The organism is uncultured Campylobacter sp. (assembly GCF_937921625.1).
Taxonomy (GTDB): Bacteria; Campylobacterota; Campylobacteria; order Campylobacterales; family Campylobacteraceae; genus Campylobacter_B.
This window is the reverse complement of sequence record NZ_CAKZTI010000003.1, coordinates 1-14,766: the sequence shown is the minus strand read 5'-3', so window position 1 is coordinate 14,766 and position 14,766 is coordinate 1. Positions and strand designations below refer to the sequence as shown.

The following is a 14,766-nucleotide window of genomic DNA, read 5'->3' as shown; positions in this document are numbered from 1 at the left end:
TAAAAACAGTGCGATAACTACGACTACGACTACTACAGAGATATATGCTGTTTTAGTCTGATCTTTAGTCGGAAAAATTACCTTATCTAACTCTACTTTTGCTTGTTTATAATACTCTTTTACTTTTTCCATACCCAATCCTCGTGGCAGGGCAAGAGGGATTCGAACCCCCAACCATCGGATTTGGAATCCGGCGCTCTACCGTTGGAGCTATTGCCCTATAAAACAATTAGCCTTTTAACTTTACTTCTTTATGAAGCGTGTGCTTTTTTAATCTAGGGCAATATTTTTTAAGTTCTAGTTTTTCGGTCGTAGTTTTGCTATTTTTATAAGTAGTATAGTTAATATCGCCACTTTCGGAGCATTTTAATCCGACCTTTACTCTACTTGAATTCTTTGCCATTTGGTTTCCTTGAATAAAAAAGCAAGCGGAATTTTAAAATTCCGCTTGCAAAAAATTAAGCGATGATTTTCGAAACGACGCCTGAGCCTACTGTATGACCGCCTTCGCGAATCGCGAAGCGAGTACCTTGCTCAAGAGCAATCGGAGCAATTAGCTCAACGGTAATTTTAACGTTGTCGCCAGGCATTACCATCTCGGTTCCCTCAGGAAGAGTAATCGAACCGGTAACATCTGTAGTACGAACGTAAAACTGCGGTCTATAATTATTAAAGAATGGAGTATGGCGTCCGCCTTCTTCTTTAGTTAGAATATAAACCTCGCCCTCAAATTTAGTATGAGGAGTGATCGATTTTGGTTTGCATAGAACCATACCGCGCTCTACTTCCTCTTTCTTGGTGCCGCGCAATAAAACACCTACGTTATCGCCAGCTTCACCTTGATCCATCTCTTTTCTAAACATCTCAACGCCAGTGACGGTAGTGGTTTGAGTAGGTTTAATACCTACGATCTCGATAGTATCGCCAACTTTAACGATGCCTTTTTCGATTCTACCGGTTACAACGGTGCCGCGACCGGAAATCGAAAAAATATCTTCGATCGGAAGAAGGAAATCTTTATCAGTATCGCGAACAGGGGTTGGAATATAGCTATCAACCGCATCCATAAGCTCCATAATCTTTGCAGACCATTCGCCGTCTTGTCCGGCTTTAGCTTCCTCAAGAGCCTTAAGAGCAGAGCCCTTAATGATTGGGGTCTCGTCGCCAGGGAATTTATACTCTTTTAAAAGATCTCTAACTTCTTCTTCGACTAGCTCTAAAAGATCCGGATCATCGACCATATCGGTTTTGTTTAGGAAAACTACGATATAAGGAACGCCTACTTGGCGAGAAAGCAAGATGTGCTCGCGAGTTTGAGGCATAGGACCGTCTGCAGCGGAAACAACTAAAATAGCGCCGTCCATCTGAGCCGCGCCGGTAATCATATTTTTTACGTAGTCGGCGTGACCAGGGCAGTCAACGTGAGCATAGTGACGTTTCTCGGTCTCATATTCGATGTGAGACGTAGCGATAGTAATACCGCGCTCTTTTTCCTCTGGAGCGTTATCGATATTGTCGTAGTCTTTTAGCTCGGCTAGACCCTTCCTGGAAAGAACAGCAGAAATAGCAGCTGTCAAAGTAGTCTTACCATGGTCAACGTGACCGATGGTACCAATGTTTACGTGTGGCTTGTTACGATTAAATTTTTCTTTAGCCATCATATCCTCCGTTATTGATTTGTGGATTACACAACAAACTAAGCGACTCTATTTTATGGAGCTCATAGCGGGACTTGAACCCGCGACCTCTTCCTTACCAAGGAAGTGCTCTACCTCTGAGCCATATGAGCCTAAACTCAGGCAAAGAGAAATCGCTACCAATACCCAACAATGCGACCAAAATTTAGATTATGTAAGCATATAAAAGCAGTTAAGTTTTACAGCTCCCAGTAAACCTAAATGGTGGAGCGGGAAACGGGGCTCGAACCCGCGACCCTCAGCTTGGAAGGCTGATGCTCTAGCCAACTGAGCTAATCCCGCATCAAAAATTCATGGTGGTGAGACGTGGATTCGAACCACGGAAGGCAAAGCCAGCAGATTTACAGTCTGCCCTCGTTGGCCACTTGAGTATCTCACCCTTTGATGAAATCTGGTCAAACACTGTTACAAAAAATGGAGCTGGTGGACGGGATCGAACCGCCGACCCACTGCTTACAAGGCAGTAGCTCTACCAGCTGAGCTACACCAGCATTTTGAAATTGAAGTGGCAATTATAACCGAAAAATCCCCAATTGTCAAGGCTAAAACAGCCTATTTTAAAATTTCATAAAATTTCTGCTATAATGCGCGCAATTTTAAATTTTAAGGAATTTTATATGAAAATTGTACCTTGGATCATAATAGTTTTTATGATTTATTTGATTTATTATTTTATCTCCCGCTCTGAAAAGCGTCTAAATACCCTTGAAAAGCGCCTAAATAAGATAGAAGAAAACTTAAGCGAGATAAAAAAGGCTACCGAAGCCAACAGGCTTTTGATCGAAGAAGCAAAGCTGGACTCTGAAGATGACGCAAAAGAGCAAGAATAAAATTAAATTTAAATCCATGATCTCGCTAGCTTAGCCTTTTTGCTAAATATCTCGTGCTAAAAATTATGAATATATTTTATAGTGCACTTTGGCATTTTTAAAAGAAATTTTGCCCCAACGCCAAAACCGCGAAGTAGAAGAAGCTCATACGTAACTAATTCTTAAATTTTACGAAATTTAAAATTCGCGCTTTAAGCCTGCTGCGCCAAGCAAATCCGCGCAAATCAATAAATCAAAATTCCAGCCATTAGCCGCAAATTCCATAGAACTTCAAATAATGCCACGTAAAATTAAAATTCTGCCAAAATCCATCTTACAATTCAACTTCTTAAAATTTTGCGCAAATCCCTCAGCTAAAATTCTAAACTACAAAATTTTAGTATTTAAAATCATATTAATCAACCCCGCCGCAGAGCAAAACCTATGAGCTCGCACCGAGCGCTGCCCCAGGCTTAATATATCCGAAAGCTTAAAAGTGTAGACCATAACCTCTGCAAGCTAACGATAAAATTTAATCATAATTTTTAAAAACCAAAATTTCAAAAGCACAGAATTTTACCCCAGGATTTGAATTGAGTAAAAAGCTAACGAAATGCAGGAGCTTCTAAAACGCAAAATTTATCCATTGGAATTTTCCTCGCCCATAAGCGCTTCAGCGATGAGCTCCAACGGATTTATGCACCTCATCTGCGAGCCACTTAAAGAAAGCGAATTATTTAGCTGCATCCTGCACGCACTGCACTCAGCAGAGACTACGCGCACAGGCAGATCCGCCATTGCGCGCGCCTTAGCTAATCCTGCTTCACGCGCGAGCTCGTAACGCTCGGTCTGCATCGTCACACCGCCAAATCCGCAGCATTTATTAAGTTCATCCATCTCGGTTATTTCGTAGTTTTGAGCGAGCAAGCCGCGCGGCTCTTTCCAAATACCCTGCATTTTGCGGGCATGGCACGGATCGTGATAGGTAATCGCTAAAGCCCTTTTGCCGCGGCGCATCAAAAGATCACTTAAGTTTGTAAATTTATAAAAGTATTCGCTCGCCATAAAAATTTTACTCGCAAGCTTTTGCGCACGGGCTTTCCATTGCGGCTCATTTTCAAAAAAATTCGCGTAATCCACCCGCAGCATTGCAGAGCACGTAGCCTCGGGCACGATAATCGCATCAAGAGCAGGCATGACTTTTTCGAAATATGCTATATTAAATTTTGCCGCGCGTTCAACCGCTGCAAAATCTCCCGTAAAATACGCAGGAGCGCCGCAACAGGCTTGTTCCTTCATCAAATTTACGTTTAGCTTTAGCGCTCGTGCGATACGTAAAATCGCCTCTCCTACGCCCGTGTAGGCGTAGTTTGCCATACAGCCGATAAAAATTCCAATAGTTTTTTCGCCGCCGTTGTCGATAAATTCTGCGTGCGAGTTCATAAAGCTCTTTTTCGCAGGAGCAGGCAACAAGCGCTCTTTTTTAAGTAGTGGTAAGCCAAATCTAGGCGACATAGAGCTTTGCGTATCTTTTCGCATCTTAAAGCCACAGCCAAGAAACACGTATCCAAGCGCTGCTGCTAGATCCAGCGCTTTGCGGTGCCCGAGCAGCCAAAACGCAGCTTTTTTGTACCACGCGATGCCAAATTTTTCCGCAATGCGCGCGCGAACATTCTCGATTGCCGTATCTATGGGCAAAGACTCGCCGCAAATATCTACGCAGCTGGTGCATAAAAAGCAGCTCTCAAAAATTTTCTTAGCGTTTTTATCAAGCTTTAGTTCATTCCTGCCGTAAGCGCCCAAAAGATCCACAAATCCGCGCGGGCTCGTTACTTCATCGCCGTTAATGCCATGAATCGTGCAGACTTGGATACATTTACCACATTTTACGCAACGCTCGCTAAGTGCCGCAAAATCGAACGCTCCAAGCTTTGCCTTACTCATAGCCGCGCCGCTTAAACGGTTTTAGAAAAGCGCTTCTCGCCCAAATTTTTACCCATATACTCATCAAAGCACATCGCGATATTACGGATCAAAAGCGTGCCGGTGGGCGTTACGGAAATTCTATTCGGCGAGACTTGCACGAAATCCTTTAGCGCCTCAAGCTGCTTTAAGCTCGCATCAAAGTGCTCGAAAAATTTTATCTTAAATTTTTCCTCGATCGCCTCTATATCGACGCAAAAATTACTCATCAGCCCCATAATCACCTCTTTGCGCAGCAGATCCTCTTCATTTAGCAAAACGCCCCTGCAATATGGCAGCCTGCCCGCATCTATCGCGGCCTCGTAAGCGTCCATATCTTTGAAATTTTGCGCGTAGTGGCGCGCGCCCTCGCCGATGCTGGTTAGCCCGATACCGATCAGATCGGCGCCGCCCTTGGTCGTATAGCCCTGGAAATTTCGGTGTAGCGAGCCGTTTTTAAGTGCAGTATGAAGCTCATCGGCGGGCTTTGAGTAGTGATCCATGCCGATCATCTCATATCCGTTCGCGCTCAAAAAATCGTGCGTAAATTTTAAAATTTCAAGCTTCACTTTAGGCTCCGGTAGGGTCGTCTCGTCAAATTTACGCATAGATTTTTTGATCCACGGCACGTGCGCATAGTTAAAGATCGCAAAGCGGTCCGGATCAAGTGAAAGCGCAAGCTCCAGCGTGCGCCTAAAGCTAGCTAGGCTCTGATACGGAAGGCCGTAAATGAGATCCATATTTATCGATTTTATCCCCCTCTCGCGCGCCATGGCTATGACGTCCCTCGTAAGCTCGAAAGGCTGGATGCGGTGGATCTCCTTTTGCACCTGCGGATCGAAGTCCTGCACGCCGTAGCTGATGCGGTTAAAGCCGTTTGAAACGAGCACGTCAAGCTGCTCGGCGTTTAAAAACCGCGGATCGATCTCACAGCTGATCTCGGCTTCAGAGCTAAAGCTTTTAAAATATTTTTTGATATTTTTTATGTGGCGAGCGAGCTGTTCGGCGCTAAAATATGTAGGCGTGCCGCCGCCGAAGTGCATCTGCACGACTTGGCGCGAGCCATCCACGACGCCGCTTAAAATTTGCATTTCGCGCTCGATATAGTCCAAATACCGATCCATCTTGTCGCGCTTGCCCGTGTAGATTACGTTGCAGCCGCAAAAATAACAGGCGGAGCGGCAAAACGGCATGTGAAAGTAAAGCGACAACGGCGTGGAGCTTTTCTGATTTTTCAGCTCGTTCAGATACCCGTCGTAGCTAAAATTTTCGCTAAATTCCAAAGCGGTCGGATAGCTCGTGTAGCGGGGTCCTGGGCGCGAAAATTTCGCGTAAGCGTCGAAGTCTATGCTATTCACGGCCGCCCGCCTTGGTTTTGATAAGCTCTTCGATGTCGATGAAAAGGTTCGGATGCAGGCTTTTTACGCGTGAGACGACGGCATCGACGTCTAAGCTTAATCTTTTTGCATTCGGATTTGCGCCCGTTAGCCTTCTGATCTCGTCCATGCACACGATCCACGCGTCGCCGAAATCCACCGGCGTATGCTGCAAGATCGAGCGCTCAAGCTTGAGATTAAAATTTTCCTGCATCGCGTTTTTGGTCGCGGCGATGAGATTTGCAAGCGATTTTATCGAGATCATCGTGTGCACTTCGTTATTTTCGTCGATGCCGAACCACGGCTCCTCGTCGCTCCACGAGCCACTTTTTAAAGTGAGTTTTTTCTCGTTGTCCTCGCCCTGCGAAATTTCAAAAACCGTCCTTTTCGAGCTATCCAGCCCGAAAAATTCGCTCGCTTTGTCGATCTTTTTTAGCGCTTTATCTTTTTCTTCCATGCTTTCTCCTAAATTTACCTTCTTTGATCCAGCCAGACCATAACGCCCTTTTGCGCATGCAGGCGATTTTCCGCCTCTGCAAAAATTTCATCCGCGTGCGCTTCAAACACGGCCTCGCTCACCTCGTATCCGCGATACGCCGGCAGGCAGTGCAAAAAGATCGCGTTTTTTTCAGCCAGAGCCATTAAGCTTTCATCCACGCAAAAGCCTGCGAAATCGCGAATTCTTTGCTCCTTTTCGCCTTCTTGCCCCATCGATACCCAAGTATCGGTCGTCACGACGTTTGCGCCCGCTACGGCTTCTTTTATATCGTTCGTTATTAAAATTTTGGCGCCTGAAATTTTAGCATTTTCTTGCGCCTGCGCTAGTATCTGTGGATCAGGCTCATAGCCCACGGGCGTCGCTATTCGCAGCTCAAAGCCAAGCTTGCTGGCAAGCATCAGCCACGAGTGCGCCATATTGTTACCGTCGCCCACGTACGCGGCTTTTATCTTTGGAGCTTCAATACCGCACTCCACGATCGTCATTAGATCCGCCATTAGCTGCACGGGATGAAATTTATCGCTTAGCCCGTTCATCACCGGCACGCGGCTAAATTCCGCAAGCTCTATGAGCGTCTCGTGGCGATTTACGCGCGCCATAATCAGATCGCACATTCGCGAAATCACGCGCGCAGTGTCTTTGATCGGCTCGCCTCGCCCGAGCTGGATGTCGCGACTGCTCAAAAACAGCGCGTGTCCGCCAAGCTCGTTCATCCCTACATCGAAGCTCACGCGCGTCCTGGTCGAGCTTTTTTCAAATATCATCGCCAATTTTTGATCTTTCAAATACGGCTTAAAATTTCGCGCTTTGGCTTCTTTTTTAATCTTAAAGGCTAAATTTAAAATTTCGATTATCTCGTCTTTGCTAAAATCGTTTAACGTAAGAAAGTGCCTCATATCGCTCCTTTATCTTTTATAAATTTACTAAAAAATTCTTTTAAATCACCTTTCGTCATATCGCCCGTAGCCACCTTTACGACTACGTCTTCCATCGCCGCATAAAATTCCTCGTCGTCCAAAACTATAGAATTCACCGATAAAAACATATCGGCTAGCAAAATCGTCGTCCTTTTATTGCCGTCGGTGAAAGGATGAAATTTTATGCACGAATGCGTCAAATGCACGAGTTTATCCGACATAGTAGGATAATACAGATCGTTTTTTATATTCCGCAACGCGGAAGATAAATAGCCAAGCGAAGTTTTATTATAACCTTTGCTTCCGCCTATTTTTTCTAGCATTTTATCGTGGATAAAAATAGCCTGATGCAGCGTTAAATATTTCATTTGTCTTTTTCATTTATCCTTTAATCGCTCAAAAACGGCCCTATTGCTCGGCTTATCCAGTTTCGCAATAACGGCGCTCGAAAGTTCGTCAAAATTTTCTATATACTCATCCCTATTTTCGGGTAAAATTTTAGCTTCAAATTTCATCTTTTTTGCTAGCTTCATTACGGCGTCCAAGACGGCTTGCATTTCATTACTTTTAATCTCTAGTGCTATTTTATTCATCGCTAGCCCCTGTTTAAAATTTCCGCGATCTCTTTGGCGTGATAGGTGATGATCATATCAGCACCCGCGCGCCTTATGCCTATCATTGTCTCCATCATCACGCGCTCATAGTCGATCACGCCCGCTTTTTTACCCGCCTGCAAAAGCGCGTATTCGCCGCTTACGTTATACGCGCAAATCGGTAGTAGCGTGCGCTCCCGCAGATCTCTGATTAGATCCAGATACGCAAGCGCGGGCTTTATCATCAAGATATCCGCTCCCTGCGCCTCGTCTTGCAGGCTTTCGTTGATCGCCTCAAATCTATTTGCGGGATCCATCTGGTAGCTGCTGCGGTCGCCAAAACTTGGCGCGCTCTCCGCCACGTCGCGAAACGGCCCGTAGTAGCCGCTGGCAAACTTCGTCGAATACGCCATAATCGGCAAATTTTCAAATCCGCCGTGATCGAGCGCCTCTCTCAAAGTAGCGATAATGCCGTCCATCATGCCGCTAGGCGCGATCATATCCGCGCCCGCTTTGGCGTGGATGAGCGCCTGCTGCGCCGAAATTTCAAGCGTCGCGTCGTTATCCACCGTCTGATGCACATGATCGATGATGCCGCAGTGCCCGTGGTCGGTGTATTCGCAAAAGCACAGATCGGTGATGACGAGCAAATTTGGAAATTTAGCCTTTATCGCGCGCAGCGAAGTCGCGATGATGCCGTCCTCGCTTAGCGCGTCCGAGCCGATGCTGTCCTTTAGCGAAGGAATTCCGAAAAGTAAAATTTTATCCAACCCGAGCGCCAAAAGAGCCTCGCACTCTTTTAAAATTTCATCCACGCTCATCTGAAATACGCCGGGCATCGAGGCGATCTCCTTTTTGATACCGCTTCCTTCCACCACAAAAAGCGGATAGATTAGAAAGCGGGTTTGCAGATCGGCTTGTCGCACCAAATCCCTAAGCGCAGGGTTTATTCGTAGCCGTCTAAATCGTTTAAACATTATTTTTCCTTTTTTAGCTAGAATTGTAAGATTTATAATATCACAATCGGAGTAAATTTAAGCATGGATATAAAAATTTCAGAGGTCGCAAATCTCCCCTCCCGCTTCGGAAGTTTCCGCATTCAGTCGTTCAAGCAAGGCGAGAAAGAGCATTTGGCGATATTTAAGCAGCCTTTGGAGGGCGTCGTAAATGTGCGTATCCACTCGGAGTGCCTTACGGGAGATGCGATCGGCAGCCTAAAGTGCGACTGCCGCGACCAGCTCGAAGCAAGCCTAAAATATATCGAAGAGCACGGCGGCATGGTGATCTATCTGCGTCAAGAGGGGCGCAATATCGGACTTTTTAATAAAATCAACGCCTACGCGCTGCAAGATCAGGGCCTCGATACGATCGAAGCAAATCATCAGCTAGGCTTCAAAGCGGACGAGCGCACCTACGAGATCGTAGATTTCATACTCGCTCACTTTGGAATTTCGCGCATAAATCTACTTACGAACAATCCGCAAAAGCTGCACGATCTAAAGGTCGAAGTGGTCGCGCGCGTGCCGATAATCATCACGCCGAATAAATTTAACGAAAACTATCTGCGCGTCAAAAAAGAGCAGATGGGGCATCTGCTGTGAAGCTTGCGCCGGGCGAGAGTTTTAACGAGCAGGTCGCTAAATTTAAAGCCTGCCTGCAAAAATTTAACCGCGTCCATAGCCTCACGAATTACGACGATTTGGACGCGGTGGTGCGCGACAGCCTAAGCGGAGCGAATTTCATACCGCGCTATCCGCGCATCGGATGCGACATCGGCTCGGGAGCGGGCTTTCCGGGGATATTTTTGGCGCTCGCGCTACCGCTGTGCGAGTGGCATCTGTTTGAGCCAAACCAAAAGAAAGCGGCGTTTCTAACCTACGCGAAGGTTAGCCTCGCTCTAACTAACGTAAAAATCCACGCCGAGCGCGTGCAAGACGACGCAAAGCTACGCGCCGATCTGATAAGCTCCCGAGCGCTAATGAGCGCGCGGAATTTAATCGAAATTTGCCGCGGCTTTTACGATCAAAACACGACGTTTTTGCTCTACAAAGGCTCGGGCGCAGAGGCGGAAGCGGCAGAATTCCGTAAGGAATTTACGAGCGCGCGCTGTGAAATTTTTAGCGGCGAAAACGCTTTGAAAAATAGAAAATTTTTAGTGATCAAAGGGGTGAAATAATGGGAAAAATTCTAGCCATAGCCGTCATCGCGGCGCTCATATATTTTTTGATAGTACCTAGATTTCGCATAAAGAAAAAGGATGATGCGACCGAGCTTTTGGCGTGCGACGAGTGCGGGACGTACTTTAGCAGCGACGAGCTTGCTCTGCGCGACAAAAAGCGCCTTTGCAAATCCTGCGAAGCCAAACTAAGGGGCGGCAAATGATCATCCTAGGCCACGCGCTCGTACCCTACGAGCCGCTGTATCTCATCAAAAACGGCGATGAAGTTTTCAAATACGACAATCTGCTATTTAAATTTAACGACAGGCTCATCGCCGCGGCGCAAAAGGCGCAGAAAAAATTTAGCGTTATTACGAATGATGTAAATGAAATTTTACTCGCAAACGGCGCAGGCGCGCGCTTCATCATCGTGGATAAAAAATCCGCCGCGGCCGCGCAAAAGCTGGCAAACGATTATTTATTCGACGCCAAGATCGCGATGTTTATCGGCTCTGCGCGGGCGTTAAAAAACTTAGCCGAGCTCGGTATCGATGCGGCGATCTTTAAAGACGCGATCGCAAATGCGCCCAAATCGCTACTTGCAAGCATTGGAGACAGCGTGGGCTCTAAATTTCACTTCGGGCTTCCGAAAAAAGATGAAATTTTCGGCGGCGCGCAAAAGCTCGCGGATAAAATTTCGGCTCTGGATAAAAAGCTAAGCGCGCCCGCAGCTGGTAAAAATGACGATATCTGGAAAAAATAGCAAAATCCTAAGCGAATTTATTCGCGGGTATAAAATTCCTATGACTCATGCAAATTAAAATTCCGCGCATAATTTTACTTAGCCTCGCGGTTTAGAATTTAACGCGAATTTCACCCGCTTACGCGGATCGGAATTCTACGCGGAATTTTGCCCTCTTTCGCAAATTAGAATTCTGCGCGAAATTTCACGCGTCCTCTGCGAAATTTTCTCGCTTACTCAATTTAAAATTTTACCCGCTCGGATAGATTTAAATTTTACGTAGAATTCCGCCTGCCTTCGCGGCAAGAAATTTCAAATAGAATTTTATCCTCCCGCGCGATACGAAATTTTATTAAATTTTCTACGCGCTATATAAAATCTACGTAAATTTTACTCGCGCGATTAACGTAAATAAGATTCCACCTCTGCCTACGCTTCATAGAATTTTGCGCAAAATTTTACCCACAGAAACTCACAGAGATGATATAAATTTCCTAGCCATTGTTTTAAATTTTACTCGCGTTTTAGCTGCTTTTATACGCATGATAAGGATTTTTTAAAGCTAAAATTTTATATAATTATGCGTTTCAAAAAGGCATATTTTGAGTACTAAATTCTTTTTAGCGATCCTTGCGATAGGCGTTATAATGGGGCTTTGCGCGGGGCTCTTAAACTTCGGTATCAACGAAATTGAAACTTTTGCTTTCGGACATAATGATGAGGAATTTCACATTGTCACGGAGCAAACCACTGCGCTTAGGCGCTTTCTTAGCGTCCTCGCAGCCGGCGCAATCGTAACTTTAATTAGAATTCTGCTAATAAGACTAAAACCTTTTTTAAACGTAGCTTCAATGATGGAGGGGCAAAATCCGCCGTTTTGGCAAAATTTAATCCACTCGGTTTTACAGCTCGCAGCCATCGCCATGGGCGCACCGGTAGGCAGCGAGGCTGCTCCGCGCGAGCTAGGTGGCTTGTTTGCGGCTAAAATTTGCCGCGCCTTAAATATCGGCGGAGACGAGCTTCGGCTATTTGTCGCATGCGGCGCGGGAGCTGGACTGGGCGCTGCATATAACGTCCCGCTAGCGGGCGCGCTTTTTAGCCTAGAAATTTTGCTTAAAAGCTTTGATACTCGAGCGATTTTATGCGCCTTTGCCACTAGTGCGGTGGCTACAGCTACAGCAGAATTCGGAACTTCAAAAGAAATTTATTACGCAGTTTCGAACTTCGCCCCTACCCCACAGAATTTACTCGCAGCAGCGCTAATCGGACTTGTCACGGGGGTTGCGGCGAAATATTTCCAAGACGGGGTGCGCTTGTGCGAAAAGCTGCGCATAAAAAGCCTTAAAATCGCGCTTACACTGCCATTTGCATTCTTGCTTACCGCGGCGATCGGCGCATACGTACCAGAAATTTTAGGTAACGGACGCTCCGCAGCGCAGTTTGCTTTCGACTCCACATCCTTTAGCCCGTATTTGCTTGCGATCTTGCTTTGCAAGGCATTTTGCATTTTGATGATCTTTCGCTGCGGCGGATATGGCGGTACGCTCACGCCGAGTTTCGCGCTGGGCGCAGTTTTAGGGCTATGCGTTGGATTTGCGATCGGCGAAATTCTGCCTATTAACCTAAGCGCAGCGGGGGTTTGCGGAGGGGCTGCATTTTTAGCGATCAATTTAAACGCGCCGCTTTGCGCCTTTGCCCTAAGCGCAGGATTTTGCGGGCTAAATATCAACTCATATTCGGTCGTCGTTTTTAGCATCGTATGCGCCGTGATTGCTAGAAATTTACTGACGAAAAATTTAGCGTAGTCGCAGCGCTGATAATTCATACGCTGCAAACATAAATCGATGGGCGCGGCGATGATGGTCTGAGAACCTGCCCCGTCAGCATAGAGTGAGCGCCATAGGTCGCATCATTGGGCTAGGGCGGAGCCATAAGGATATGCGCCTAAGCTGATCGTTGGTAAATTTAAGATAAAATTTTACCACTTTAACCAAAGGAGAAAAAATGGGTTTACTTTCATTCGTAGCCGAAGCAGGCAAGAAACTACTAGGTCTAGGCGATGACGCCAAATCCGTAAAAGACGAGATCGCCGCCAATCTCAGCTCTACGCCGGTAGAGGGGCTAGAAGTCGAGGTGCAGGGCGACACCGTCAAAATCAGCGGCAACGCCGATAAGGAAACTCTCGAAAAAGCAGCCCTCATCGCGGGCAACACCGCAGGCATCAAAAACGTGCAGATCGAGGGCATTAGAGAGGATAGCACCGAGAACTACTACACCATCATAAAGGGCGATAACCTATCTAAAATCGCGAAGAAATTCTACGGTGACGCGAATAAATACAAGGTTATTTTCGACGCTAACCGCGAGGTTATCAAGGACGCGAACCTCATCTATCCGGGACAGAAGATCAGAATTCCAAAAATTTAAAGCCTACCGCTTTTGAATGCTGCAGCTTGATTTTGCAAGCCGCGGATTTTACTTTTGCGCGTATTGCGCTGCGTTTACGCGAGTCGCGATTTTATCAGCCCGCGGCGCAGCGCGATTTTTTGCGGAGCGTGATTTTTTAGCTGACTATACAGTGCGGTTTTCAAACTGCGATTTTATGAGCCGATGGCGTGGCATGATTTTGCGAGTTATGGATTTTGCAGACTGCGGACTTACGAGCCGCGGATTTGCTTTTGTAAGACGGGTTTTGATTTTAAGTCGTGACGCAGTTTGGCGAGCCGTACGACGGCTGATAGTAGATTATCCGCCGCACTTGCGCGCCGTCATCCTATTTGAAAACATATAAAATACTTTGAAATTCTATTTATAAAGAGCTCGATTTGGATAAATTTAAAGCCGGTGCTGCGCTAAGGAAAAAAGAGACTAGGGACTACGACAAAGAGCCACTAGTTTTGCGGGATTATTCTGGTTTTGCTTTGATTTTACATTATTTGATTATTTTAATATTTTGGATTACTGCTTCTGGATTTTGCATTAGTTACTTAGACGATTTTGAAAGTGGTATTTTAGATTTTGATGACATAAAACGAACGATAATAAAATTTGGCTTTGCAATAGTTGTATTTTTGATATTTGATTGTTTTAATATTATAAATTCAAAGAAAAAATATACCTATTTTTATAATTCAAAAGTTGCATATTATGATCAAAATTTTAAAGAAACTAGCAGTGAAGATATAATATTTAACAACAAAACAGCTTTTAAGGCAGTTTGGTTTTTAGATATGATAATTTCAGCTACTTTTGGTAAGATATTTTTAGTTAGTTTTTTCATAATTAGCTTTATTAAAGGAACTTTTGGCATATCTTTAATAGGTGTATTGCTTTTAATATTTATATTATTGTTTGTGGAATTTTTAGAAATTATAGTTTTTTTGATAATTTATAGACATGAAAATAAAAGTTTTAAAAATTTTTGGAAAATATTTCCAAAATTTCAAATAAATCTTGAATATATAGAAGAAACACACTGGTCTGATTATAGGTGGAAGAATCAAGGACTTTATTCTATACATATATTTTCTTTCAATGAAGAAAATTACAATAAGGTAAGAGATTATATTTTTACGGTCTTTAATATAGATATAAATAAAAATTTAAGCAAATAACAATCTTTTGATAAAGGATAAAAAATGAGAAAGTTTGAGGCGCTAAAAACATATGTAGAGCTAGCTTGGCGAGGTATATAGGATTAACAAGCTGTGGTATAAAAAAGACTGCTATGGAATTTTTTAAAATAACTTAAAATTAGAGTTTAAAAAAGGCTCAACAGAACTTAAGCGGATTCTCTCTTATCATCTTTAGTAAAATATGATAGAGCTCCTTCGTATCTTTACTGTTATTATATCTAAATTCGCACTCTTTAAGATGAAGCAAGAAATTCTCTTTCTTAATACCTTTAAATTTAGCTTAACCCCAGAAGTTTTCTATGCCGTTTATATGATTTTTACCGTTAGCAAATTCATTTTTAGAGTGCTTCACCCTGTAGTGCTCTTTGGCTCCGTAAT

The 14,766-nt window shown here is 44.6% G+C and carries 19 protein-coding genes, 5 tRNA genes and 1 pseudogene; 9 read left to right on the top strand and 16 right to left on the bottom strand.

Going from position 1 to position 14,766, the window contains the following annotated elements:
- The 8 genes from secE to Q0101_RS00255 form a co-directional block, all read right to left on the bottom strand.
- A partial coding sequence (gene secE, locus Q0101_RS00290; protein ID WP_297941375.1) for a preprotein translocase subunit SecE occupies positions 1 to 132 on the bottom strand: 132 nt, incomplete at its 3' end.
- 12 nt (positions 133 to 144) lie between these two features.
- Positions 145 to 220: transfer RNA gene (locus Q0101_RS00285), tRNA-Trp, on the bottom strand.
- Positions 221 to 229: 9 nt separating this feature from the next.
- The gene (gene rpmG, locus Q0101_RS00280) at positions 230 to 403 is read right to left on the bottom strand and encodes a 50S ribosomal protein L33 (protein WP_005872634.1); all 174 of its coding nucleotides are present in this window, start codon (positions 401 to 403) and stop codon (positions 230 to 232) included.
- A 55-nt stretch (positions 404 to 458) separates the two neighbouring features.
- Positions 459 to 1,658 carry an elongation factor Tu gene (gene tuf / locus Q0101_RS00275; protein WP_040304280.1) on the bottom strand — a complete coding sequence of 400 codons (1,200 nt, stop codon included), beginning with the start codon at positions 1,656 to 1,658 and terminating at the stop codon, positions 459 to 461.
- A 56-nt stretch (positions 1,659 to 1,714) separates the two neighbouring features.
- Positions 1,715 to 1,789, bottom strand: a tRNA-Thr gene (locus Q0101_RS00270).
- A gap of 113 nt (positions 1,790 to 1,902) precedes the next feature.
- Positions 1,903 to 1,979 (bottom strand) — tRNA-Gly (locus Q0101_RS00265).
- 12 nt (positions 1,980 to 1,991) lie between these two features.
- Positions 1,992 to 2,076, bottom strand: a tRNA-Tyr gene (locus Q0101_RS00260).
- 36 nt (positions 2,077 to 2,112) lie between these two features.
- Positions 2,113 to 2,188, bottom strand: a tRNA-Thr gene (locus tag Q0101_RS00255).
- 126 nt (positions 2,189 to 2,314) lie between these two features.
- Here Q0101_RS00255 and Q0101_RS00250 point away from each other — a divergent pair.
- Positions 2,315 to 2,527, top strand: a complete 213-nt coding sequence (locus Q0101_RS00250) for a hypothetical protein (RefSeq protein ID WP_297882846.1) — start codon at positions 2,315 to 2,317, stop codon at positions 2,525 to 2,527.
- Between the two features lie 618 nt (positions 2,528 to 3,145).
- Here Q0101_RS00250 and Q0101_RS00245 read toward each other — a convergent pair.
- Genes Q0101_RS00245 through hemB form a run of 7 tightly spaced genes read right to left on the bottom strand, consistent with a single transcriptional unit; the run spans position 3,146 to position 8,830 of the window.
- Positions 3,146 to 4,450 carry a (Fe-S)-binding protein gene (locus Q0101_RS00245; RefSeq protein ID WP_297941374.1) on the bottom strand — a complete coding sequence of 435 codons (1,305 nt, stop codon included), beginning with the start codon at positions 4,448 to 4,450 and terminating at the stop codon, positions 3,146 to 3,148.
- 11 nt (positions 4,451 to 4,461) lie between these two features.
- Entirely contained in the window at positions 4,462 to 5,826 is a 1,365-nt protein-coding gene (gene hemN, locus Q0101_RS00240; RefSeq protein WP_297941373.1) for an oxygen-independent coproporphyrinogen III oxidase, read from the bottom strand.
- Positions 5,819 to 6,301 carry a DUF2603 domain-containing protein gene (locus Q0101_RS00235; protein ID WP_297941372.1) on the bottom strand — a complete coding sequence of 161 codons (483 nt, stop codon included), beginning with the start codon at positions 6,299 to 6,301 and terminating at the stop codon, positions 5,819 to 5,821. The genes hemN and Q0101_RS00235 overlap by 8 nt, the downstream gene beginning before the upstream one ends.
- Positions 6,302 to 6,315: 14 nt before the next feature.
- A complete protein-coding gene (gene argF, locus Q0101_RS00230; RefSeq protein ID WP_297941370.1) occupies positions 6,316 to 7,239 on the bottom strand; it encodes an ornithine carbamoyltransferase in 924 nt (307 codons plus the stop codon).
- A complete protein-coding gene (locus Q0101_RS00225; RefSeq protein WP_297941369.1) occupies positions 7,236 to 7,628 on the bottom strand; it encodes a type II toxin-antitoxin system death-on-curing family toxin in 393 nt (130 codons plus the stop codon). Before Q0101_RS00225 ends, argF begins: the two co-directional genes overlap by 4 nt.
- 9 nt (positions 7,629 to 7,637) lie before the next feature.
- Positions 7,638 to 7,853 carry a hypothetical protein gene (locus tag Q0101_RS00220; protein ID WP_297941368.1) on the bottom strand — a complete coding sequence of 72 codons (216 nt, stop codon included), beginning with the start codon at positions 7,851 to 7,853 and terminating at the stop codon, positions 7,638 to 7,640.
- A gap of 2 nt (positions 7,854 to 7,855) precedes the next feature.
- On the bottom strand, positions 7,856 to 8,830 hold the full coding sequence (gene hemB / locus Q0101_RS00215) for a porphobilinogen synthase (protein WP_297941367.1): 975 nt from the start codon (positions 8,828 to 8,830) through the stop codon (positions 7,856 to 7,858).
- Positions 8,831 to 8,893: 63 nt separating this feature from the next.
- Between hemB and ribA the strand changes: the two genes are divergently transcribed.
- The 8 genes from ribA (at position 8,894) to Q0101_RS00175 (ending at position 14,367) form a co-directional block, all read left to right on the top strand.
- Positions 8,894 to 9,454 carry a GTP cyclohydrolase II gene (gene ribA / locus Q0101_RS00210; protein ID WP_297941366.1) on the top strand — a complete coding sequence of 187 codons (561 nt, stop codon included), beginning with the start codon at positions 8,894 to 8,896 and terminating at the stop codon, positions 9,452 to 9,454.
- Entirely contained in the window at positions 9,451 to 10,029 is a 579-nt protein-coding gene (rsmG, locus tag Q0101_RS00205; protein ID WP_297941364.1) for a 16S rRNA (guanine(527)-N(7))-methyltransferase RsmG, read from the top strand. The genes ribA and rsmG overlap by 4 nt, the downstream gene beginning before the upstream one ends.
- Positions 10,029 to 10,235 carry a hypothetical protein gene (locus tag Q0101_RS00200; protein WP_177386853.1) on the top strand — a complete coding sequence of 69 codons (207 nt, stop codon included), beginning with the start codon at positions 10,029 to 10,031 and terminating at the stop codon, positions 10,233 to 10,235. The genes rsmG and Q0101_RS00200 overlap by 1 nt, the downstream gene beginning before the upstream one ends.
- Complete coding sequence (locus Q0101_RS00195; RefSeq protein WP_297941363.1) at positions 10,232 to 10,774, top strand: hypothetical protein; 543 nt, start codon at positions 10,232 to 10,234, stop codon at positions 10,772 to 10,774. The genes Q0101_RS00200 and Q0101_RS00195 overlap by 4 nt, the downstream gene beginning before the upstream one ends.
- Before the next feature lie 581 nt (positions 10,775 to 11,355).
- Entirely contained in the window at positions 11,356 to 12,558 is a 1,203-nt protein-coding gene (locus Q0101_RS00190) for a chloride channel protein (protein ID WP_297941362.1), read from the top strand.
- Positions 12,559 to 12,757: 199 nt separating this feature from the next.
- On the top strand, positions 12,758 to 13,180 hold the full coding sequence (gene lysM / locus Q0101_RS00185) for a peptidoglycan-binding protein LysM (protein WP_297941361.1): 423 nt from the start codon (positions 12,758 to 12,760) through the stop codon (positions 13,178 to 13,180).
- Between the two features lie 193 nt (positions 13,181 to 13,373).
- Positions 13,374 to 13,544 carry a hypothetical protein gene (locus Q0101_RS00180; protein WP_297941360.1) on the top strand — a complete coding sequence of 57 codons (171 nt, stop codon included), beginning with the start codon at positions 13,374 to 13,376 and terminating at the stop codon, positions 13,542 to 13,544.
- Between the two features lie 34 nt (positions 13,545 to 13,578).
- Positions 13,579 to 14,367, top strand: coding sequence for a hypothetical protein (locus Q0101_RS00175; protein WP_297941358.1), 789 nt, complete (start codon positions 13,579 to 13,581; stop codon positions 14,365 to 14,367).
- A gap of 157 nt (positions 14,368 to 14,524) precedes the next feature.
- Here Q0101_RS00175 and Q0101_RS00170 read toward each other — a convergent pair.
- Positions 14,525 to 14,766: pseudogene (locus tag Q0101_RS00170) on the bottom strand (IS1595 family transposase); the annotation flags it as partial.

Bases quoted from the DNA above. Each gene is read 5' to 3' on its own strand.
- rpmG (WP_005872634.1), bottom strand. From the start codon at position 403: ATGGCAAAGAATTCAAGTAGAGTAAAGGTCGGATTAAAATGCTCCGAA.
- tuf (WP_040304280.1), bottom strand. From the start codon at position 1,658: ATGGCTAAAGAAAAATTTAATCGTAACAAGCCACACGTAAACATTGGT.
- Q0101_RS00250 (WP_297882846.1), top strand. From the start codon at position 2,315: ATGAAAATTGTACCTTGGATCATAATAGTTTTTATGATTTATTTGATT.
- Q0101_RS00245 (WP_297941374.1), bottom strand. From the start codon at position 4,450: ATGAGTAAGGCAAAGCTTGGAGCGTTCGATTTTGCGGCACTTAGCGAG.
- Q0101_RS00235 (WP_297941372.1), bottom strand. From the start codon at position 6,301: ATGGAAGAAAAAGATAAAGCGCTAAAAAAGATCGACAAAGCGAGCGAA.
- argF (WP_297941370.1), bottom strand. From the start codon at position 7,239: ATGAGGCACTTTCTTACGTTAAACGATTTTAGCAAAGACGAGATAATC.
- Q0101_RS00225 (WP_297941369.1), bottom strand. From the start codon at position 7,628: ATGAAATATTTAACGCTGCATCAGGCTATTTTTATCCACGATAAAATG.
- Q0101_RS00220 (WP_297941368.1), bottom strand. From the start codon at position 7,853: ATGAATAAAATAGCACTAGAGATTAAAAGTAATGAAATGCAAGCCGTC.
- hemB (WP_297941367.1), bottom strand. From the start codon at position 8,830: ATGTTTAAACGATTTAGACGGCTACGAATAAACCCTGCGCTTAGGGAT.
- ribA (WP_297941366.1), top strand. From the start codon at position 8,894: ATGGATATAAAAATTTCAGAGGTCGCAAATCTCCCCTCCCGCTTCGGA.
- Q0101_RS00200 (WP_177386853.1), top strand. From the start codon at position 10,029: ATGGGAAAAATTCTAGCCATAGCCGTCATCGCGGCGCTCATATATTTT.
- Q0101_RS00195 (WP_297941363.1), top strand. From the start codon at position 10,232: ATGATCATCCTAGGCCACGCGCTCGTACCCTACGAGCCGCTGTATCTC.
- lysM (WP_297941361.1), top strand. From the start codon at position 12,758: ATGGGTTTACTTTCATTCGTAGCCGAAGCAGGCAAGAAACTACTAGGT.
- Q0101_RS00180 (WP_297941360.1), top strand. From the start codon at position 13,374: ATGATTTTGCGAGTTATGGATTTTGCAGACTGCGGACTTACGAGCCGC.